The sequence below is a fragment of the Zoogloea sp. genome (assembly GCF_030157465.1).
In the GTDB taxonomy this organism is placed as follows: domain Bacteria; phylum Pseudomonadota; class Gammaproteobacteria; order Burkholderiales; family Rhodocyclaceae; genus Zoogloea.
In genome coordinates, this window is record NZ_JAOAUU010000060.1 from 136,591 (window position 1) to 157,264 (window position 20,674).

Consider the following 20,674-nt stretch of genomic DNA (forward strand, 5'->3'; position numbering starts at 1 on the left):
GTCAATGCATCGACATGATTTTTGCGAGGAACCCACCATGGCCGAGCAGGATCCCGTCCGCAGCCCGACACACACACCCGGCGCCAGTCTCGACGACAAATACACCACCCCCACCGGGCGCGTGTATCTCACCGGCTACCAGGCGCTGACGCGTCTCCTGATGATCCAGCGGGAACGGGACCGGGCTGCCGGCTTCAACACGGCCGGTTTCGTATCGGGCTACCGCGGCTCTCCGCTGGGCGGGCTCGACATGACGCTCTGGAGAGCCCGGGAACACCTCGCCGGCCACGACATCGTCTTTCAGCCCGGCGTCAACGAAGACCTCGCCGCCACCGCCGTGTGGGGCACCCAGCAGCTGGCTCTGTCGCCCAAGGCGCGGGTTCAGGGCGTTTTTGCCATGTGGTACGGCAAGGGGCCGGGGGTGGATCGCTGTGGGGATGTGTTCCGCCACGCCAACGCCGCCGGCAGCAGCAAATTTGGCGGCGTGCTGGCCATTGCCGGCGACGACCATGCCGCCAAGTCGTCTACGCTGCCCCACCAAACCGACCACTTTTTCAAGTCGATGATGATGCCGGTGCTGGCCCCGGCCGGCGTGCAGGACTATCTCGACTTCGGCGTGCATGGCTGGGCGCTGTCGCGCTACTCAGGCTGCTGGGTGGCCTTCAAGGCGCTGGCCGACACCGTGGAAACCTCGGCCTCGGTGGACGTGGACCCGCATCGCGTGACGACCGTGATCCCGTCCGACTTCGCGCTGCCGGAAGGCGGCCTCAACCTGCGCTGGCCCGACCCGCCGCTGGTACAGGAAAAACGCCTCCTCCACTTCAAGCTCTACGCCGCGCTGGCCTACTGCCGCGCCAACGGGCTCAACCGCATCGTCATCGATTCGCCCCAGCCGCGCCTGGGCATCATCACCAGCGGAAAAAGCTATCTCGACGTGCGCCAGGCCCTGGAAGACCTGGGCATCGACGACGCCCTCGCCGCCGAAATCGGCATCCGCCTCTACAAGGTGGGCATGGTGTGGCCGCTGGAGGCCGAAGGCGTCCGCCGCTTTGCCGAGGGGCTGGACGAAATTCTGGTGGTCGAGGAGAAACGCCAGCTCATCGAATACCAGCTGAAGGAAGAGCTGTACAACTGGCGCGAGGACGTGCGCCCGCGGGTGGTCGGCAAGTTCGACGAAAAGGGTGAATGGGCGCTGCTCAGCCGCACCGGCCCGGACGGCCGCAACACCGTGGACCACGGCGAATGGCTGCTGCCGGCCGCCGGCGAGCTTAGCCCGGCGCTGATCGCCCGGGTGATCGCCGAACGCATCGGGCGCTTTTTCACGTCGGAACGCATCGAAAGCCGCCTCGCCTTTTTGCTCGCCAAGGAGCACACCCTCGGCCACCGCGTCTTCGCCATCGACCGGGTGCCCACCTTCTGCCCCGGCTGCCCGCACAACGTGTCGACCCACGTGCCCGCCGGCAGCCGCGCGGTGGCCGGCATCGGCTGCCACTACATGGCCAGCTTCATGCCCGACCGCCACACCGCCACCTTCACCCACATGGGCGGCGAGGGCGTGCCGTGGGTTGGCCAGGCGCCCTTCACCGACGAGCCGCACATCTTTGCCAACCTGGGCGACGGCACCTATTTCCACTCTGGCATCCTGGCCATCCGCCAGGCCGTGGCCGCCTTCAACCGCCCGGCCCACCACCGCCAGCCCACCAGCGGCATCACCTACAAGATCCTGTTCAACGACGCCGTGGCGATGACGGGCGGCCAGCCGGTGGATGGCGAACTCACAGTACCCAAATTGCTGCGCCAGCTGCAGGCCGAAGGCGTGGGCAACATCGTGCTCGTCACCGACGGCACCGACCGGCCCTGGCACGTCTCCGACATTCCCCACGGCGTGTCCATCCGCCACCGGGACGAACTCGACGTCATCCAGCGCGAACTGCGCACCCTGGCCGGCGTGTCGGCGCTGGTTTTCGACCAGACCTGCGCCGCCGAAAAACGCCGCCGCAGAAAACGCGGCCGCTTCCCCGACCCGCAAACCCGCGTCTTCATCAACGAAGCGGTCTGCGAAGGCTGCGGCGACTGCGGCCGTGAATCCAACTGCATGGCGATTCTGCCGGTCGAAACCGAGTTCGGCCGCAAGCGCCAGATCGACCAGTCGGCCTGCAACAAGGATTATTCGTGCATGAACGGCTTCTGCCCGAGCTTCGTCACCATCGAAGGCGGACGGCTTAAAAAGGGCCGCGCACAAGCCGTGGACGCCCGCCGCTTCGCGCCACTGCCACCGCCCACCCTGCCCTCGACGGCGCAGCCTTACGGCATTCTCGTCACCGGCGTCGGTGGCACCGGCGTCGTCACCATCGGCGCGCTGATCGGCATGGCAGCACACCTGGATGGCAAGGGCGTCACCGTGCTCGACATGACCGGCCTCGCCCAGAAGGGCGGCTCGGTGTTCAGCCACATCCGCATCGCCGACAAGCCCGAAGACCTGCACGCCGTGCGCATCGCCACCGGCGCAGCCAACGCGGTGATCGGCGGCGACGTGATCGTCACCGCCAGCGTCGATGCACTGGCCAAGATGGCCGTCGGCACCACCCGCGGCGTGGTCAATTGCAGTGAAACCCCCACCTCGGAATTCACCCGCAACCCCGACTGGCAGTTTCCCCTCGAAAAAATGCAGTCGGCCATCGCCGAAGCCGTCGGCAGCACCGCCTGCGACTTTCTCGACGCCCACAAGCTGGCCACCGCGTTGATGGGCGACGCCATCGCCACCAACCTGTTCCTGCTTGGCTACGCCTGGCAAAAAGGCTGGGTGCCGGTCTCCGAAGCCAGCCTCGACGCGGCCATCGTACTCAACGGCGCGGCCATCGATATGAACCGCCAGGCGCTGCTGTGGGGCCGCCGCGCCGCCGTCGATCCCGCCGCCGTCGAACGGGAAGCCACCCCGGCGCCGGTCAGCCCGATCAAGGCCGAAACGCTGGACGAGCGCATCGCCCGCCGCGCCGCCCTGCTCACCGACTACCAGGACGCCGCCTACGCCCGCCGCTACCTCGACCTCGTCGCCCGCGTGCGCGCCGCCGAAGCCCCGCTGGGCAGCCAGCAGCTCACCGAAGCCGTGCTCGCCAACCACTTCAAGCTGCTCGCCTACAAAGACGAATACGAAGTGGCCCGGCGGTTCAGCGACCCGACCTTCCGGGCGCAGATCGACGCCGGCTTCGAGGGTGATTTCAAGGTGAATTTCCACCTCGCCCCGACCTTCCTCGCCCGCCCCGACCCGGCCTCCGGACGCATCAGGAAGATCACCCTGGGCCCGTGGATGGAAACCGTTTTCCGCTGGCTGACAAAGTTTCGCCGCCTGCGGGGCACGCCCCTCGACGTCTTCGGCTACCACCCCGAACGCAAGGCCGAACGGGCGCTGATCACCCAGTACGAAGCCGATATCGCCCTGCTGCTGGACGGGCTGAGCGCCGAGCGCCTGCCTCTGGCAACCGAAATCGCCAGCCTGCCCGACGGCATCCGCGGCTACGGGCACATCAAGGCGGGGTCGATGAAGCACACGGCGGAAAAACGCGATGCGCTGCTGGCAAAGTGGCGGGACGCCGTCAGGAAAAGCGCGCAAACCGGCGCCCACGCGGCCTGACTCACGAGTAGCGGCGGGCAAGGTGATGCCGCGTAGGTGGGTTAGCGCCGCGTAACCCGACACCTCCATTGTCAGACGAGACCATCGATGTTCAGTTTGATGTCGGGTTACGCTGCGCCAAACCCGGCCTCCCTGGCTGCACAGCACCCGGAGCCGTTAAACTTGGGGCTCTCCCAACAGCCCCAAAGCGCCCCGGAACCCCACCCATGCCCCCAGCCCTCAAAGCCCTTCTCGCCCAGCTTGCCGGCTGTGTCGTCGCCTTCGTGGCGGCCAGGAGCGGTGTGCTGCCGGCGGGCATCTGGCCGCTGGTCGCGGTGCAGGCGGCGGCGGCCACCGGCACGGCCATCGCCCTGAAAAGTGCCCCCTGGTGGCGCTGGATTCATCTCGGCTTCACGCCGCTGGTGGCCGGCGCGCTGCTGCTGCAGATCGCCCCCGGCTGGTATCTCGCCGCCTTCGTCGCTTTTGCGCTGTTCTACTGGAGCAGCTTTCGCACCCAGGTGCCGCTCTTTCTCTCCAACCGGCACACCGCCGAAGCCGTCGCCAAGCTGCTGCCGCGGGATCACCCGACCATGCTGCTCGACCTGGGCAGCGGCACCGGCTCGCTGCTGCGCCCGCTGGCCCGGCTACGGCCCGACTGCCGCTGCGAAGGCATGGAATCCGCCCCGGCGCCCTACGCCCTGTCGCTCTGGCTGTCGCGCCGACAGCCCAACATCAGCGTGGCGCGGGGCGACTTCTGGCAGATTTCCTGGGCCGACTACGACCTGGTGTACGCCTTCCTGTCGCCAGTGCCGATGCCGGAGGTCTGGCGCAAGGCCTGCGCCGAACTGCAGCCCGGCGCACTGCTGGTGAGCAACAGCTTTCCGGTCGAGGGGATCGAGCCGTACAAGGTGGTGGACGTGGATGACCGCCGCCGCACCCGCCTTTACTGCTACCTGCCCGGCGGCCCCAAACCGTTGGCCAAAAAAGGAATTAGGCGGGCTTAGCCCCTCAATTCCAGCCCTCCTGCGGCCGTTAAAGCGCCAATAATGGCGTCATCGCGCCCTGCGTTCAGCGAGAGGTTTTCAACATGTCCCGAATCATCTGCATCATCGGCAACAAGGGCGGCACCGGCAAGACGACCCTGTCCCACATGCTCTGCCAGGGGCTCGGGCTACTCGGCCAGCGCTCCGCCTGCGTGCTCACCGACAGTTCCCGCGAGCCCCTCTCGCCGGACGGCCGCCGCTACGTCACCGCCGACGGTCGCACCCCCGAGGCGCTCCACAAGGTTGTCGGCAAGCTGCGCACCATGCAGGGCTGGATCGGCGTGATCGACGGTGGCGGCAACCGCGCCGAGGTGGATCGCACCCTCGACGGTCTCTGCGACATCGTGCTCTTGCCCTTCCGCGACTCCCACGAAGATCTGCGCACCGTGCTGCGCGATCTCGAAGCCTTTCCCCACGCCTACGCCCTGCCGTCACAGTGGCCCACCAACGCCTGGCAGCGCGACGCTGCCGACCGCAACGTGGCCCAGCTGCTGGGCAGCTACCGGGACCGCCTCCTGCACCCGGTTGCGAGCCTGTCGGCCTCCAAGCTGCTGCTGCAAAAAAACATCCCCGACAGCCTCCCGTCCACGCTCGGCAACGCCTGCCGGGCACTGGCCAGGCAGGTGATGGACGTGCTGGAGATCGGCGAAGCGGAAGCCGACGCCCACCAGAACACCGTCGACGCCGCCCAACGCGCTCCGCTTGCGCCGCCTTCCACCGTGCTGCCGGAAGGCTACGTCAGCACACGGCACCACTGAACCCCTCCCGCCCGCACGCCACACATCCTGGAAACCCCGCCGCCGGGCAGCTGCATCACCGCGGCCAGCCAGGCGGGCGATCGGGCAGAAAACATCAAGCCACGGGTCGCCCGCTCTCGGGCCTGAACCCGCCCGGGCTGCACCTGATGCCTGCGCCAGCTTTACCCCGGGGGGTAGGTCGGGCAGAATGCGCCCGACTCCGACTTCCCGGCTTGCCCCTCCCGATGCTCCGTGTCCACGGCCTGGCCTGCGACCGCGGCGACCGCCGCCTCTTCTCTGACGTAGACTTTTCGGTCGCGACCGGCGAATGGCTGCAGATCGAAGGCGCCAACGGTGCCGGCAAGACAAGCCTGCTGCGCATCCTGGCCGGGCTCGCCCCGGCCGCCGGGGGACAGATCGAGTGGGACAACCAGCCGGTCAGCAAGGTGCGCGACGAATTCCACGCCCGGCTGCTCTATCTCGGCCACGCGGCGACGATCAAGGATGATCTTTCCGCCCTCGAAAACCTGCAAACCGCCGCCGCCGTGGCCGGCAGCCCCCTCGAAGAATCCGTGGCGCTGCTGGCCCTGCGCCGCATCGGCCTGAAGGGGCGCGAAGATCTGCCCAGCCGGGTGTTGTCGCAGGGCCAGAAGCGCCGCGTCGCGCTGGCCCGCCTGCTGTGCAGCCAGGCACGGCTGTGGATCCTCGACGAACCCTTCGTCGCCCTCGACGTGGCTGCGGTCGACCTTCTGTGCGGCATCCTCGACGAGCATCTCGCCCGCGGAGGCATGCTGCTATTCACCAGCCACCAGGCCGTGCATCTCGCCGGCACCGGATCCAGCCTGAGGCTCGGCAAATGAGCGCCTTCATCGCCATCGTCCGTCGCGACCTGCTGCTTGCCGCACGGCGCAAGAGCGAAGTGTTCACCGCGCTGTTCTTCTTCATGATCGTGGTCAGCCTGTTTCCCCTCGGCATCGGGCCGGAAACCGCGCTGCTGCGGCGCATCGCCCCGGGCGTGCTGTGGGTGGCGGCACTGCTGGCAGCCATGCTCTCGCTCAACCGCCTGTTCGCCGCCGATCACCAGGACGGCACCCTCGAACAAATGGCCCTGTCGCCCACCCCGCTGGCCCTGCTGGTCAGCGGCAAGGTGCTCGCCCACTGGCTCACCGCCGGCCTGCCGCTGGTCCTGCTGGCGCCGGTGCTGGGCCTGCAGTTCGATCTGTCGGCCCGGGCGCTGGGCGTGCTGATGCTCTCGCTGCTCCTCGGCACGCCGCTCCTGTCACTGATCGGCGCGATCGGCGCGGCGCTCACCCTGGGCCTGCGGGGCGGCGGGGTGTTGCTGTCGCTGCTGGTGCTGCCCCTGTATATTCCGGCCCTGATCTTCGGCGCCGGAGCGGTGGAAGCCGACATGGCGGGCCTTGGCGCCGGCGGCCACCTGTCGCTGCTGGGGGCGCTGCTGGCGCTGGGTGTTTTCTTTGCTCCGTGGGCAGCCACCGCGGCCCTGCGCATTGCGCTCGAATAGCCCGCAAGCCCGGCCCGCGACCACCCGGTCGTCGCCGCACTGCATTGCACAAAAGGTGGCATTAAGCTTCAATCCTTACCCTTTGCCAGACTCGGGTCTGTACCGCCCGGCGGCAGCTCAATCAACCGGATTCGCCCCATGAGTCAGCGTTTCGTAAACTGGTTCAAGTTTGCCTCCCCGGCAAGCTTCTACCCCCTCGCCGGCAAGGCCTGGCCGTGGTTCGCCGCGCTGGCTGCAGCCTTCTGCGCCGCCGGCTTGTGGCTCAGCTTCTTCGTCGCACCCACCGATTTCCAGCAGGGCGAGGGCTACCGCATCATCTTCATCCACGTGCCGGCCTCGTGGATGTCCATGTTCATCTACTGCGTGATGGCCTTCTGGGCCGCCATCGGCATCACCTTCAACACCCGCCTGTCAGGCATGATGAGTTCGGCGCTCGCGCCCACCGGCGCGCTGTTCGCCTTCATCTCGTTGTGGACGGGGGCGCTGTGGGGCAAACCCATGTGGGGCGCCTGGTGGGTGTGGGACGCACGCCTCACCTCCGAACTGATCCTGTTCTTCCTCTACGTGGGCTACATCGCCCTCACCGCCGCCATCGACGACCCGCGCCGTGCCGACAAGGCCGGCGCCATCGTGGCGCTGGTGGGTGTGGTGAACGTGCCGATCATCTATTTCTCGGTGAAGTGGTGGAACACCCTGCACCAGGGCGCCTCGGTGTCACTCACCAAGGCGCCGTCCATGGCCACCACGATGCTGTGGGGCATGCTGATCATGGCACTGGCCTTCTGGATGTACAGCATCGCCGTCGCCCTGTACCGGGTTCGGGCGATCATCCTCGAACGGGAACGTCACACCACCTGGGTGGCCGAACTACCGGAGATGCAGCAATGAACTGGGGCAGCACCAGCGAATTTTTCGCGATGGGAGGCTACGGCCTCTATGTGTGGGGCAGTTTCGGCGTCACCGCCGCGGCCCTTTTGATCGAAACCCTGCTCGTCCGGAAACGTTTTTCCGACACCCGCCGAACCCTGCGCCGGGAACTGGCAGCCGACCGGGACAGTCAAGACCAATCATGAAACCACGACACAAGCGCCTCGCCATCATCGTCGGCGGGCTGGCAGCCATCGGCATCGCCGCCGCCCTCATCCTCAACGCCTTCCAGAGCAACCTGGTGTTCTTCTTCACGCCCACCCAGGTGGCCAGCGGCGAAGCCCCCAAGGGCCGCCCCTTCCGCATCGGCGGACTGGTGAAGGAAGGCAGCCTGCAACGCACCGACATCACCGCCCGCTTTGTCGTCACCGACACCGCCAAGGAAATCCCGGTCACCTACAAGGGCATCCTCCCGGATCTCTTCAGCGAGGGCAAAGGTGTGGTCGCCCAGGGCGAACTCGGGCAGGACGGGCAATTCACCGCCTCGGAAGTGCTCGCCAAACACGACGAAAACTACATGCCGCCGGAAGCCAAGGCCGCTGTCGATCAGGCCCACGCAGCCTCCAAGACCCTCAAGCAGTAAGCCCGGAGCCCCTCCCCATGATCCCGGAAATCGGCAGTTTCGCCCTCGTCCTCGCCCTGCTTGTCGCCATCGTGCAGGGCACCCTGCCGCTGATCGGCGCCCAGCGCGGCATTTCGGCCTGGATTGCGCTGGCGCGGCCGGCTTCGAGCATCCTGTTCCTGCTCATTGCCATCGCCTTCTGCTGCCTCACCGCCAGCTTCATCGACAACGATTTCTCGGTGCTCTACGTCGCCCAGCACTCCAACTCGCGGCTGCCGCTCGAATACCGCATCGCCGGCGTGTGGGGCGGCCACGAAGGCTCGCTGCTGCTGTGGGTATTGATGCTGTCGCTGTGGGCGCTGGCCGTGGCGGCCTTTTCGCGTAGCCTGCCGGACGACATGGTGGCGCGCGTAGAAGGCGTGCTCGGCCTCGTCGCCGCTGGCTTCCTGCTGTTCATCCTGGCCACCTCCAGCCCCTTCGAACGCCTGCTGCCCGCCGCCCAAGACGGTCGTGACCTCAACCCGCTCCTGCAGGATCCGGGCCTGATTTTCCACCCGCCCATGCTCTACATGGGCTACGTGGGCTTCTCGGTGGCCTTCGCCTTTGCGATTGCAGCGCTGCTGTCGGGCCGGCTCGACGCCGCCTGGGCGCGCTGGTCGCGGCCCTGGACCACCGCGGCGTGGATCTTCCTCACCCTGGGCATCGGCCTCGGCTCCATCTGGGCCTACTACGAACTGGGCTGGGGCGGCTGGTGGTTCTGGGATCCCGTCGAAAACGCCTCCTTCATGCCCTGGCTGGTCGGCACCGCGCTGATCCACTCGCTGGCCGTCACCGAAAAACGCGGCAGCTTCAAGAACTGGACCGTGCTGCTCGCCATCGGCGCCTTCTCGCTGTCGCTGCTCGGCACCTTCCTGGTGCGCTCGGGCGTGCTGAGTTCGGTGCACGCCTTTGCCTCCGATCCCAAACGCGGCGTTTTCATCCTGGTGTTCCTGGCGGTGGTCGTCGGCGCCTCGCTCACGCTGTTCGCCTGGCGCGCACCGAAGGTCAGCCTCGGCGGCGCCTTTGCGCTGGTGTCCCGTGAAACCCTGCTGCTGATCAACAACGTGCTGTTGCTGTCCGCCGCCGGCGCGGTGCTGCTCGGCACGCTCTACCCGCTGGTGATCGACGCGCTCAACCTGGGCAAGCTGTCGGTCGGCCCGCCGTATTTCAACGCGGTGTTCGCCCCGTTGATGGTGCCGCTGCTGTTCCTGATGGCAGTAGGCCCGGTGGCGCGCTGGAAGCAGGCCAATATTGCCGACATCGTCCGCCCGCTGCGCGGCGCCTTCACGCTGGCGGTCATCGCCGGCGTGGCCGTGCCCTTTGCGGCCGGCGAATGGTCGGCCGGCGTGGCGCTGGGCATCGGCCTGGCCATGTGGATTGCCGGCTCGTCGGTGGTCCAGATCATCGCGCGCACCAAGTCCGGCCTGCCGCCGCGCGCCTTCTGGGGCATGCACATGGCACACGTGGGCATGGCGGTAACGCTGGTCGGCATCGTCATGGTCAAGCACTACGAAACCGAGCGCGACGTGCGCATGGCGCCCGGCGACACCGTTGCCGCCGGAAGCTACACGATCCGCTTCCTGGGCGTCGAAGACGCACCCGGCCCCAACTACACCGCCGCCCGCGGCAACCTCGAGCTGCTCAAGGACGGCGCGCTCGTGATGCCCCTGCACCCCGAAAAGCGCAAATACCTGTCGTCAGCCATGCCCATGACCGAAGCCTTCATCGATCCCGGCCTGACCCGCGACATCTACGTTTCCCTCGGCGACCCGCTGGAAGGCGGCGACAAGGCCTGGAGCGTGCGCGTGTATTACAAGCCCTTTGTCAGCTGGATCTGGGCCGGCGCGGTCTTCATGGCCCTCGGCGGCCTGCTGGCAGCCAGCGACCGGCGCTACCGCCTCAAATCGAAAGCCGCCAGCGCAAGCCGCCTGGCCAGCACCGGAGCCGCATCTTGAAACGTTTCCTGATTCCCCTCGGCATCTTTTTGGTCCTGGTGGTTTTCCTCGCCGTCGGCCTCAACCGCGATCCCCATGAGGTGCCCTCGCCGCTGGTCGGCAAGCCCGCACCCGAATTCCGCCTCGAACAGCTCGGCGCCGCCGGAAAAACCTTCTCCCCGGCCGACATGCGCGGCCAGGTCTGGCTGCTCAACGTATGGGCGTCGTGGTGCGTATCGTGCCGCGCAGAGCACCCGCTGCTGGTGGCCTTCGCCAAACAGGGCGGCCTCCCCATCGTCGGCCTCAACTACAAGGAAGTGCGCGGCGACGGCGAAACCGACGTGAAAAAACTCGCGGCCGGCGCAGAAGCCAGCCTCACCCGCCAGCGCGCCGATGCCTGGCTCACCCGCCATGGCAACCCTTACACCCTGTCGGTGCTCGACATGGATGGCCGGGTCGGCATCGACTACGGCGTGTACGGCGTGCCGGAAACCTATCTGATCGACAAGAAAGGCGTCATCCGCTTCAAGCAGATCGGCCCGATCACTCCCGAAGCACTCCAGCAGAAAATCCTCCCGCTGGCCAAGAAGCTCGCCGAGGAATCCTGAAATGAAGCTCGCCACCGCCGCGGCAACCCTGTTGCTCGCCCTCGCACCCCTCGCCCATGCGGGCGAGGCCACCCCGATGGCCGCAGATCCGGTCATCGAAGCACGCCTTATCGTCATCTCCGAAGAACTGCGCTGCCTCGTCTGCCAGAACGAAAGCCTCGCCGCATCCCGCGCCGAACTCGCCAACGACCTGCGCGAGGAAGTACGCAAGCTGATCAGCCAGGGCAAGACCGACGCCGAGATCAAGGAATACCTCGTCGCCCGCTACGGCGATTTCGTGCTCTACCGGCCGCCGGTCAAGCCAACCACCTGGCTGCTGTGGTTCGGCCCCTTCGTGCTGCTGGCCGGCAGCGTGATCGGCCTGATCCTTTACCTGCGCCGCCGCACCCGCCTGCTTGCCCCGACTGCACTTTCCGCCGCAGACAAAGCCGCTGCCAAGGCCCTCCTCGCCGATGACGGCGCCTCACCCACCCGTCCGAAAGACGCCGCATGACCGCCTTCTGGATAGCCGCCGGGCTGCTCACCCTCCTCGTCCTCGCCGTGCTGTGCTGGCCGCTGCTGCGCCGCCGCCAGGCCGGCCACGCCTCCCGCAAGGCCATCAACACCGCCATCTACCGTGACCAGATGGTCGACATCGACCGCGACCTCGCCAACGGCGCGCTCACCGCGACCGACCACGCCATCGCCCGCGACGAACTCGAGCGCCGCGTCCTCGAAGACGTGGCCGACGATGCGCCCACCACCGCCAACGCCCCCCGCCGGCTGCCGCGCACGGCCCTTGTGCTCTCGGCAGCACTGCCCGTCGCCGCCGTCGCCCTGTACTTCGTGCTCGGCACCCCGGCAGCCCTCGATCCGGCCGTCCAGCAAAACGCAAGCCCGACAGCTGCCGAAGTCGAAAAAATGGTCGCAACCCTCGCCGCCAGGCTCGAGCAGAACCCCAACAATCCCGAAGGCTGGGTCATGCTCGGACGCAGCTACAAGGCCATGGGCCGCTTCGACGAAGCCGCCCGCGCCTTCGACCGGGCCGGCCCTGCCATTGAAAGCGAACCCGAGCTGATGCTCGACGTTGCCGAACTCTCGGCCGAGCTCAACAAGGGCAGGATCGAAGGCAAAGGCCTGGAGCTCCTCCAGCGGGTACTCAAGGAGCAACCCGACAACCCCCAGGCCCTCGTGCTGGCCGGCACCAACGCCTTTTTCCGCCAGAATTACGCCGACGCCGTCCGCCACTGGGAACGCCTCCTCGCGCAGGTTCCGCCCGACTCCCAGGACGCCCAGAACCTCAGCGCCGGCATCGACAAGGCACGCAGCCTGATGAACAGCGGCGCCAAGCCCACGTCCGGCCCCTTCGAAGCCCCGGCAGCGACGCCCGAAAAACCGCGGGCAGCAGCCCCGGCCAACGGCGCCACCGCGGTCGGCGGTCGGGTCGACCTCGCCCCGGCCCTCAAGGCCAAGGCCAGCCCCGACGACCTGGTTTACATCTTCGCCCGCGCCGCCCAGGGGCCGCGCATGCCGCTGGCCGTGCTCCGCGCACGGGTTGCCGACCTGCCGATGGATTTCAAGCTCGACGACAGCATGGCGATGAGCCCGGACTTCAAGCTCTCCTCCGTTGCCGAGCTGCGCATCGAGGCACGGGTGTCCAAATCCGGCGACGCCATCGCCAAGCCGGGTGATCTCAGCGGCGACATCAGCCCCGTCAAGCCGGGTGCCACGGGCCTCAAACTGGTCATCGACAAGGTGCTGCCGTAACACACCGCAAACTGATAGGCCCAGCCTATTACGAGCATCGTTTTAAACAATTAGCCCACCCACGGGTGCTCCCGTAGCATCCGCGGGTGTTCAAAGCCCCCTCTCTTGAAGGGGGCTCTCAGACCAAGCCTCTTAAAGCGCGCCGGGGTACCCAAAAAAGCCCCCAATACCCAACAGAGATTCATCCCGGCGCAGCCTTTTTCCTTCCGCGGCAATCAGCGGCATACTGTTCCAATCCTCACCGGGAACAGCACCATGCCCTGCAAGAACCTCCTCGCCGATCTTCCACCGCCCACGGAAGAAGAACACTTCGAAACCCTGTTTTGCAATCCACAGCTGCGCATCGAGCGCATCGTGTCGCACCGTCACGCCAGCCCGCCCGGCTTCTGGTATGAGCAGGCCGACGACGAGTGGGTGATGCTGGTTCAGGGCTGCGCCGAACTCGAATTCGACAACGCACAGCGCCAGGCCCTCACCCCCGGTGACTGGCTGCTGATCCCGGCCGGCCAGCGCCACCGGGTCGCATCCACCGGCCCCGACACCGTCTGGCTGGCCGTGCACGCCCGGCGCTGACAGCCCCGCAGCGACAGTTTGTCGTATCCTCCTGTCCTTCCCAAACAGGAGTGACACCCATGATCCGTCGCAGCATCACCGCCCTGGCCGTGGCCATTGGCGCCAGCTTCCTTCCGGTTTCGCCCGCCTTCGCCGAAGCCCCGGCCGTCAAAACCCAGGCCCCCGGCTACTACCGCGCCACCGTCGGCGATCTCGAAATCACCGCCCTTTACGACGGCTACGTGGACCTCGCCGCAAACCTGCTGCTGGGCGCCAGCAAGGCCGAAGTCCAGCGCCTGCTGGCCAGCAGCTTCATCGCCGGCGAGAAGGTCCAGACCGCGGTGAATACCTACCTCATCAACGTCGGCGGCAAACTCGTTCTCGTCGACACCGGCGCCGCCAAGGCCTTCGGCCCGACCCTCGGCTTCGTCGGCGAGCAGATCCGCGCCGCCGGCTACACGCCGGAACAGGTGGACATCGTGCTGCTGACCCACCTCCACGCCGACCACGTGGCCGGCCTCCTCGGCGCCGACGGCAAGCCGCTCTTCCCGAATGCCGAAGTGCGCGTGGACCAGACCGAAAGCGACTTCTGGCTCTCCGAAGCCAACGCCGCCAAGGCGCCCAAGGATTTCCAGCCCTTCTTCCAGATCGCCCGCACCAGCGCCGCCCCCTACCAGGCCGCCGGCAAGTGGAAAACCTTCAGCGGCGCCGCCGAGCTGGCTCCGGGCGTCAAGGCCGTTCCGGCCATCGGTCACACCCCGGGCCACGCCGCCTACCTCATCGAATCGAAGGGCGAGCGCCTGCTGATCCTGGGTGACGCGGTCCATGCCCATGCCGTGCAGTTCGCCCGCCCGCAGGTCGCCATCGAGTTCGACAGCGACAAGAAGCAGGCCGTGGCCACCCGCAAGAAGCTCTTCGCCTGGGCCGCCAAGGAGAAACTGCTGGTTTCCGGCATGCACCTGCCCTTCCCCGGCCTCGGCCACGTCCGCGCCGACGGCAAGGGCTACGCCTGGGTGCCGGTGGAATACAGCCCGCTGCGCAGCAAGTAAGCAAAAAGGGCGACCCGCGGGTCGCCCTTTTTGCTGCGCTGTCGCTACCGAAGCAGCGTGCCGCCGAAATTACAGCCCGGCGTCGGCCCGCAGTGCGGCGGCCTTGTCGGTGTTCTCCCAGGTGAAGCCAACTTCGTCACGGCCGAAGTGGCCATACGCCGCGGTGCGGGAGTAGATCGGGCGCAACAGGTCGAGGCTGGTGATGATGGCCTTCGGACGCAGGTCGAAGTGCTGCTTCACCAGTTCGACGATCCTCTCGTCAGACACCTTGCCGGTTCCGAAGGTCTCGACCATCAGGCTCACCGGACGGGCAACGCCGATGGCGTAGGCCACCTGCACTTCACATTTGTCGGCAAGGCCCGCGGCAACGATGTTCTTCGCCACGTAGCGGCCGGCATAGGCCGCCGAACGGTCGACCTTGGAGGGATCCTTGCCCGAGAAAGCGCCACCACCGTGGTGAGCCGCGCCGCCGTAGGTATCGACGATGATCTTGCGGCCGGTCAGGCCGCAATCGCCGGCCGGGCCGCCGATGACGAAACGGCCGGTCGGGTTGATCAGGAAACGCGTGTTGGCAGTCAGCATGTCCTTGGGCAGCACCGGCTTGATTACATGCTCGATGACCGCTTCGGAAAGATCGGCGTGGGAGATGTCCGGATCATGCTGGGTGGACACGACCACGGTGTCGATGGCAACCGGCTTGCCGTCCACGTATTTCACGGTGAGCTGGCTCTTGGCGTCCGGGCGCAGCCACGGCAGACGGCCGTCCTTACGCACTTCGGCCTGGCGCTGCATGATGCGGTGGGCGTAGTAGATCGGGAAGGGCATCAGGCTCGGCGTTTCGTTGCACGCGTAGCCAAACATCAGGCCCTGGTCGCCGGCGCCCTGGTCGAGGTCGATGCCTTCGCCTTCATTCACGCCCTGGGCGATGTCGGACGACTGGCGGTTGATCGCGGTCAGCACCGCGCAGCTCTTGTAGTCGAAACCGATGTCGGAATCGTCGTAGCCGATGCGCTTGACGGTGGCGCGGGCGATGTCCATGTAGTTGATGTCGGCCTTGGTCGTGATCTCGCCGGAGATCACCACCAGGCCGGTGGACACCAGCGTTTCGCAGGCGACGCGCCCGTGCGGATCCTGGGCCAGGATGGCGTCCAGCACCGCATCGGAAATCTGGTCGGCGACCTTGTCGGGATGGCCTTCGGAAACGGATTCCGAAGTAAACAGGTATTCTTTGGCCATGAAGCGCTCCTAAAAAACAAAAATCCCCAGTGCTGGCGGCGTTGCCGTCTCTGGGGATGTTTCGGAGCGGCGACGCTTTAGCAGTATTTTTTTGGCCCTGCACACAGCAATGCTGTGCGCCACCTCCGCCCTGCAAGTTGTCGGATTAACTCGGCGGAATCACAATTATAGCTTTGCACACCCGGCAGTCAATTCGGCCGATTCCCTACACTGTCACTCAGCACCGATGGCGTCGCACATTCTCTCCCTTCTTGCCCGCCTGCCGCTGGGGCTGCTCCAGGCTTTCGGCGTCTTTGCCGGCTGGCTGACCTACGCCCTGTCGCCCACCTACCGACGGCGCCTGCGGGCCAATCTCGAACAGGCACTGGGTGCCGAAACCGCCGGCCGGGTCTGGCGCCAGGTGGTTGCCGAAACCGGCAAGCAGGCGCTGGAGCTGCCCTGGATGCTGCTGCGCCCACAGGCGGAACTCGTCGCCAAGGTGGTCAAGGTGAGCGGCTGGGAGCACGTCGAGGCCGCCGAAGCCACCGGTGGCGGCATCCTGTTCATCACGCCCCACCTGGGCTGCTTTGAAATCACCGCACAGTATTTTTCGACCCACCAGCCGATCACCGTGCTCTACCGGGCACCCAAAAAAGCCGTGTTGCAACCCTTCATCAACGCCGGACGCAGCCGCGGCGCCATGCGCCTGGCACCGGCCGACGTGGGCGGCGTGCGGCGACTGATCAAGGCCCTTCGCGCGCGCGAGGCCGTGGGCATGCTGCCGGACCAGGTGCCCGGCAGCGGCGAAGGCGCCTGGCTGCCTTTTTTCGGCCGCCCGGCCTACACCATGACGCTCGCCGCCCGCCTCTCCGAAGTGGCCGGCGTCAGCACGATTTTCGCGTGGGCCGAACGCCTGCCCGGCGGCACGGGCTATCACCTGCACCTGCGCCCGCCGCTGGCGCCCCTCCAGGGCGACACCGAAACCCGCGCCGCCGCCATCAACCGCGAGATGGAAGCCCAGATCCGCGAAAATCCGGCCCAGTACCTGTGGGGCTACAACCGTTACAAACGTCCCAAGGGCGCCAGGAACAACGGATGAAGCGCCCCTCTCGATGCGGACGCGCTGGCGATCAACGCACGCGCAACACGCCGCCCCGGCCCGTCCAACGATCAACCCCTCACTCCTCACTGCCTTCCTATGAGCCGTATCGTCGTCGCCCTGCTGTGGCTGCTGCACTGGCTGCCCCTGTCGATCCAGGCCCCCATCGGCCGCGCCATCGGCCTTCTGCTGTACGCGATCATCGCCCCACGGCGCAAAGTCACCCTCACCAACCTGCGCCTGTGCTTCCCCGAGCTTTCCGAAGCCGAGCGGCGCAAGCTCGCCCGCGAGCACTTCGCCCTGGCCGGTCGCAGTCTGGTGGAGCGCGGCCTGGCGTGGTTTGCATCCGAGGAGCGCATCCGCCGCCTCGTGCGCATCGACCGCGAGGACATGCTTAAAAAACTCGTGGACGCCGGCCAGCCGGTGATCCTGCTCACGCCCCATTTCCTGGGGCTGGATCTCGGCGGCACGCGCATGGCGATCTCGTTCAACTGCGTCAGCATCTACGCACGCCAGAAAGACGCGGTGATCGACCGCTGGCTCTTTCACGGCCGCAGCCGTTTTGGCAACCAGCTGCTGCTGCGCCGCGACGAAAGCATCCGCGCCTCGATCAAGGCCATGAAGGAGCCGCGCCCCTTTTACTACCTGCCGGACATGGACAACGGCCCCAGCGAATCGGTATTCGTGCCGTTTTTTGGCGTACAGGCCGCCACGCTGGCCGCCCTGCCGCGCTTTGCAAAGCTTGGCGCCGCCGTGGTGGTCCCCTGCGTAACCCGCATGCTGCCGGGCGGCCAGGGCTACGTGGTCGAGCTGGGCGACCCGTGGGAACACTTCCCCGGCACCAGCGTCGAAGCCGACGCCCGCCGCATGAATGAATTTCTCGAAGACCGCATCCGCACGATGCCGGCCCAGTACTACTGGGTGCATCGCCGCTTCAAGACCCGCCCGCCGGGCGAGCCGAAGATTTACTGAGAAGTGGGGCGCGCGCTAACGCTCGCCATCCCGCGCAGCCAGTTCGGCCAGCACCAGCGGAAACGCCGCGCTGCCCAGGAGCGCCACGCCCGACACCAACAGCACCAGCCCCGCGCCGGACTCCTCCAGCAGCGGATGCAGATCCGCCCCAAAACCCGCCAGCAACAAAAGGCCGGCGGCAAGGCAGGCCAGGCCGGGAATCCCCATCAGCCACGCGCCGGCCGGAAGTCGCTTGAACGCCATGCTCAAACCCGCCTGAAAACCAGATCCCACACCCCGTGGCCGAGCTTGATGCCGCGGTTCTCGAACTTGGTGAGCGGGCGATAGTCGGGCTTCTCGGCGAAGCCTGCGGCGGTGTTGACGAGCAACGGCTCGGCCGAAAGCACTTCGAGCATTTGCTGGGCGTATTCCTCCCAGTCGGTGGCGCAGTGCAGATAGCCACCCGGCGCAAGGCGCGAGGCAATCAACTTGACGAAGGGCGACTGGATCAGCCGGCGCTTGTGATGCCGCTTCTTCGGCCAGGGATCCGGAAAATAAACATGCACGCCGGCCAGCGAAGCTTCCGGAATCATGTCGCGCAACACCTCCACGGCGTCGTGCTGGACGATGCGCAGATTGGGGATGTTGCCCTCCTCGATCAGCTTGCACAGGCCGCCAACGCCCGGAGCATGCACCTCGATGCCCAGAAAATCGTCACCCGGCCGGGCCTGGGCGATGGCCGCGGTGGATTGCCCCATGCCAAAGCCGATTTCCACGACATGCGGCGCCTGGCGGCCAAAAACCTCGTTCAGGTCGACGGGCGCCGGACGGTAGGCAAGGCCCACCCTGGGCATCATCTCGTCAAGAAAACGGTGCTGGGCATCCGACATGCGGCCCTGGCGCAGCACGAAACTGCGGATCGACTGGGACGTGAGGCGGGGGGTGGAGTGCTGCGGCTCGTCGGCGGGGGTCTGCTGGATTTCTTCGCTCATGGCGCGGTCCGGAATGGAAAACGGCGCACCGTAGCGCGCCGCAGGTCAATCGAATGGGGTGTATCAGCTGCCGATCAGGCCCGTGGTGGGCGAACTCGGGCTCGCAGTGTAGAACTTCTTGGGCATGCGCCCGGCGAGGAAAGCCTCGCGGCCCGCCTCGACGCCCTTCTTCATGGCGCCGGCCATCCTCACCGGATCCTGCGCCAGCGCGATGGCGGTGTTCATCAGCACACCGTCACACCCCAGCTCCATGGCAATGGCGGCATCCGAAGCCGTGCCCACGCCGGCATCCACCAGCACCGGCACCTTCACCGCATTGCGAATCAGCTGCACGTTCCAGGGATTCAGGATGCCCATGCCCGAGCCGATCAGCGAGGCCAGCGGCATCACCGCCACACAGCCGATGTCCTCCAGCATCCTGGCCTGGATCGGGTCGTCGGCGCAGTAAACCATCACCTCGAAGCCTTCTTTAACCAGCACCTCGGCGGCCTTGAGGGTTTCAGGCATGTTGGGAAAGAGCGTGTGCGGGTCGCCCAGCACTTCGAGCTTCACCAGCTTGTGGTCGTCGAGCAGCTCACGGGCAAGGCGCAGCGTGCGGATCGCGTCCTCGGCGGTGTAACAGCCGGCCGTGTTGGGCAGATAGGTAAATTGCGAAGGCGGCAGCGCATCGAGCAGGCTGGGCGCGTTCGGATCCTGACCGATGTTGGTCCGCCGGATCGCCACGGTGACAATCTGCGCCCCGCTTGCGTCGATGGCCTCGCGCGTCTGCGCAAAATCCTTGTATTTGCCGGTCCCCACCAGTAGCCGGGAGGAATAGCTCTTGCCTGCAATCGTCAGCAAATCGTCCATCGAAGGGCTAGCCTCATCCAATCAGGGAAATAAAACAAACGGGCCGAACAGCCCGCAGCAAACGAAAACCGCTCAACCGCCACCCACCGCCACGACAATCTCGAGCCGGTCGCCATCCACCAGCGCGGTGCCGGCGTGAAGACCTTTCGGCACGATCTCGCCGTTGCGCTCCACCGCCAGACGCTTGCCGGTCAGCCCCATCTCGTCGAGCAGGGCCGCCACCGTAGCCGGCGCCACCAACGACCGCGCTTCGCCGTTGATCGTCAGGGAAAGAGTCGGGGAAGAATTCGAAGTAATCATGGCCAGAAGTTTACCACGCCCACCCGGTTGCCCTCCCCCCCGCCGATGCGTACAATCCTGGTCTCTCGAGCGGGCGTCGTATAATGGTAATACCCTAGCTTCCCAAGCTAGAGCCGTGGGTTCGATTCCCATCGCCCGCTCCACATCGGATTCCGGCAGGTCGTTGATCTGCAAGCAAAAAGGCCAACCTGAGAGGGTTGGCCTTTTTGCTGTCTGGTCGATATCTGATCACCGCCACATCAGACCATATCCTGCCACTTGCGGCCCAGGCATTTTTCCGACAGAACGCCTGGCGCTTTAGTCTAAAGCCGGAACGTGCCGAGGTTCGTGCTTGCACCCGACTCCGACCGTAGCAAAACCTGCTGTTCGGACACCCTCCGCCGCTCAGCTCCTACGCCAAATCAAGCTGCGGTTCGATGTGGTTCATGGTTTTTTCCTGGCGCGTGGCGCCATGTCGCTGGTTTTCACCCCCGAGTCGGCCTTGGCCTCAACGAGCAGGGTTTTGCAATTGCTGCCGCGCTCTGTACCAAAATCGAGTAGCGGAATAAGGGCGCCGACACCTGACGAGATGGCGCCCAATGCCACGGCGAGCCCGCCACGGACAATTACGCCGCCCAGTTCTGGCCGCAAGACTGGCGTTTTGAAAGTACCGGTGATGACGATGGGGCCACGCAACGAGGCGAGGCTGAAGCCTTTTGACTCCGGCACCAGCCGGAGGTGGATAGTCTCGTCGCCGAAGTTGATGTTGCCAGTGCCAACGATGTTGACCTTGGCGGTATCGAGCAGCATGTCCTTGACGATGAAATCGCCGTCCACGGCCTTGAAATTGCCGACCATGCAACGAATGGGCACCTGTTTGTCACCGCCGAGCAAAACGAGGAGGGAGTTTGGAGCACCTCGAATAACCCGAGGTTTTCAGCGAACTCCCACCGCACAACG

At 66.3% G+C, this 20,674-nt stretch carries 22 protein-coding genes and 1 tRNA gene; 17 read left to right on the forward strand and 6 right to left on the reverse strand.

Going from position 1 to position 20,674, the window contains the following annotated elements; all coding sequences use genetic code 11:
* The first annotated feature begins 37 nt into the window (after positions 1-37).
* From Q1W26_RS08635 to Q1W26_RS08700, 14 genes are all read left to right on the forward strand, one after another.
* On the forward strand, positions 38-3,631 hold the full coding sequence (locus Q1W26_RS08635) for an indolepyruvate ferredoxin oxidoreductase family protein (RefSeq protein ID WP_300438513.1): 3,594 nt from the start codon (positions 38-40) through the stop codon (positions 3,629-3,631).
* A 206-nt stretch (positions 3,632-3,837) separates the two neighbouring features.
* Positions 3,838-4,614 (forward strand): class I SAM-dependent methyltransferase, encoded by a 777-nt coding sequence (locus Q1W26_RS08640; protein ID WP_300438515.1) that lies wholly within the window; start codon positions 3,838-3,840, stop codon positions 4,612-4,614.
* Positions 4,615-4,697: 83 nt separating this feature from the next.
* Complete coding sequence (locus Q1W26_RS08645) at positions 4,698-5,411, forward strand: hypothetical protein (protein WP_300438518.1); 714 nt, start codon at positions 4,698-4,700, stop codon at positions 5,409-5,411.
* Positions 5,412-5,635: 224 nt separating this feature from the next.
* Positions 5,636-6,250, forward strand: a complete 615-nt coding sequence (gene ccmA, locus Q1W26_RS08650) for a cytochrome c biogenesis heme-transporting ATPase CcmA (protein WP_300438520.1) — start codon at positions 5,636-5,638, stop codon at positions 6,248-6,250.
* Positions 6,247-6,912 carry a heme exporter protein CcmB gene (gene ccmB, locus Q1W26_RS08655; protein ID WP_300438523.1) on the forward strand — a complete coding sequence of 222 codons (666 nt, stop codon included), beginning with the start codon at positions 6,247-6,249 and terminating at the stop codon, positions 6,910-6,912. The genes ccmA and ccmB overlap by 4 nt, the downstream gene beginning before the upstream one ends.
* Positions 6,913-7,050: 138 nt before the next feature.
* Positions 7,051-7,800, forward strand: a complete 750-nt coding sequence (gene ccmC, locus Q1W26_RS08660; RefSeq protein WP_300438525.1) for a heme ABC transporter permease CcmC — start codon at positions 7,051-7,053, stop codon at positions 7,798-7,800.
* The gene (ccmD, locus tag Q1W26_RS08665; protein ID WP_300438528.1) at positions 7,797-7,985 is read left to right on the forward strand and encodes a heme exporter protein CcmD; all 189 of its coding nucleotides are present in this window, start codon (positions 7,797-7,799) and stop codon (positions 7,983-7,985) included. Before ccmC ends, ccmD begins: the two co-directional genes overlap by 4 nt.
* Positions 7,982-8,422, forward strand: coding sequence for a cytochrome c maturation protein CcmE (ccmE, locus tag Q1W26_RS08670; RefSeq protein WP_300438530.1), 441 nt, complete (start codon positions 7,982-7,984; stop codon positions 8,420-8,422). The genes ccmD and ccmE overlap by 4 nt, the downstream gene beginning before the upstream one ends.
* A 17-nt stretch (positions 8,423-8,439) precedes the next feature.
* Positions 8,440-10,395 carry a heme lyase CcmF/NrfE family subunit gene (locus Q1W26_RS08675; protein ID WP_300438532.1) on the forward strand — a complete coding sequence of 652 codons (1,956 nt, stop codon included), beginning with the start codon at positions 8,440-8,442 and terminating at the stop codon, positions 10,393-10,395.
* On the forward strand, positions 10,389-10,982 hold the full coding sequence (locus Q1W26_RS08680; RefSeq protein WP_300438580.1) for a DsbE family thiol:disulfide interchange protein: 594 nt from the start codon (positions 10,389-10,391) through the stop codon (positions 10,980-10,982). The genes Q1W26_RS08675 and Q1W26_RS08680 overlap by 7 nt, the downstream gene beginning before the upstream one ends.
* A gap of 1 nt (position 10,983) precedes the next feature.
* Entirely contained in the window at positions 10,984-11,475 is a 492-nt protein-coding gene (locus tag Q1W26_RS08685) for a cytochrome c-type biogenesis protein CcmH (protein WP_300438535.1), read from the forward strand.
* Positions 11,472-12,728: a c-type cytochrome biogenesis protein CcmI gene (gene ccmI / locus Q1W26_RS08690; RefSeq protein WP_300438537.1), complete on the forward strand. Its 1,257-nt coding sequence runs from the start codon at positions 11,472-11,474 to the stop codon at positions 12,726-12,728. Before Q1W26_RS08685 ends, ccmI begins: the two co-directional genes overlap by 4 nt.
* A gap of 255 nt (positions 12,729-12,983) precedes the next feature.
* Positions 12,984-13,301 (forward strand): cupin domain-containing protein, encoded by a 318-nt coding sequence (locus Q1W26_RS08695; protein ID WP_300438539.1) that lies wholly within the window; start codon positions 12,984-12,986, stop codon positions 13,299-13,301.
* Between the two features lie 59 nt (positions 13,302-13,360).
* The gene (locus Q1W26_RS08700) at positions 13,361-14,329 is read left to right on the forward strand and encodes an MBL fold metallo-hydrolase (RefSeq protein WP_300438541.1); all 969 of its coding nucleotides are present in this window, start codon (positions 13,361-13,363) and stop codon (positions 14,327-14,329) included.
* Between the two features lie 69 nt (positions 14,330-14,398).
* Here the strand turns inward: Q1W26_RS08700 and metK are convergent, their stop codons facing one another.
* The gene (metK, locus tag Q1W26_RS08705; RefSeq protein ID WP_300438544.1) at positions 14,399-15,565 is read right to left on the reverse strand and encodes a methionine adenosyltransferase; all 1,167 of its coding nucleotides are present in this window, start codon (positions 15,563-15,565) and stop codon (positions 14,399-14,401) included.
* A 226-nt stretch (positions 15,566-15,791) separates the two neighbouring features.
* On the opposite strand from metK, the gene Q1W26_RS08710 reads away from it, so the two are divergent.
* The gene (locus Q1W26_RS08710) at positions 15,792-16,643 is read left to right on the forward strand and encodes a lysophospholipid acyltransferase family protein (RefSeq protein WP_300438547.1); all 852 of its coding nucleotides are present in this window, start codon (positions 15,792-15,794) and stop codon (positions 16,641-16,643) included.
* Positions 16,644-16,742: 99 nt separating this feature from the next.
* Positions 16,743-17,615 (forward strand): lipid A biosynthesis acyltransferase, encoded by an 873-nt coding sequence (locus Q1W26_RS08715; protein ID WP_300438550.1) that lies wholly within the window; start codon positions 16,743-16,745, stop codon positions 17,613-17,615.
* 15 nt (positions 17,616-17,630) lie between these two features.
* On the opposite strand, the gene Q1W26_RS08720 is transcribed toward Q1W26_RS08715, so the two are convergent.
* The 4 genes from Q1W26_RS08720 to thiS all read right to left on the reverse strand — a co-directional run bounded on the left by Q1W26_RS08720 (position 17,631) and on the right by thiS (position 19,735).
* On the reverse strand, positions 17,631-17,858 hold the full coding sequence (locus tag Q1W26_RS08720; protein WP_300438553.1) for a hypothetical protein: 228 nt from the start codon (positions 17,856-17,858) through the stop codon (positions 17,631-17,633).
* 2 nt (positions 17,859-17,860) lie between these two features.
* A complete protein-coding gene (gene trmB, locus Q1W26_RS08725) occupies positions 17,861-18,586 on the reverse strand; it encodes a tRNA (guanosine(46)-N7)-methyltransferase TrmB (protein WP_300438555.1) in 726 nt (241 codons plus the stop codon).
* 63 nt (positions 18,587-18,649) lie between these two features.
* Positions 18,650-19,435, reverse strand: coding sequence for a thiazole synthase (locus tag Q1W26_RS08730; RefSeq protein WP_300438557.1), 786 nt, complete (start codon positions 19,433-19,435; stop codon positions 18,650-18,652).
* Between the two features lie 72 nt (positions 19,436-19,507).
* Complete coding sequence (gene thiS, locus Q1W26_RS08735) at positions 19,508-19,735, reverse strand: sulfur carrier protein ThiS (protein WP_300438560.1); 228 nt, start codon at positions 19,733-19,735, stop codon at positions 19,508-19,510.
* 69 nt (positions 19,736-19,804) lie between these two features.
* Between thiS and Q1W26_RS08740 the strand changes: the two genes are divergently transcribed.
* Positions 19,805-19,878: transfer RNA gene (locus Q1W26_RS08740), tRNA-Gly, on the forward strand.
* A gap of 280 nt (positions 19,879-20,158) precedes the next feature.
* Here Q1W26_RS08740 and Q1W26_RS08745 read toward each other — a convergent pair.
* On the reverse strand, positions 20,159-20,572 hold the full coding sequence (locus Q1W26_RS08745; protein WP_300438563.1) for a hypothetical protein: 414 nt from the start codon (positions 20,570-20,572) through the stop codon (positions 20,159-20,161).
* Between the last annotated feature and the right edge of the window lie 102 nt (positions 20,573-20,674).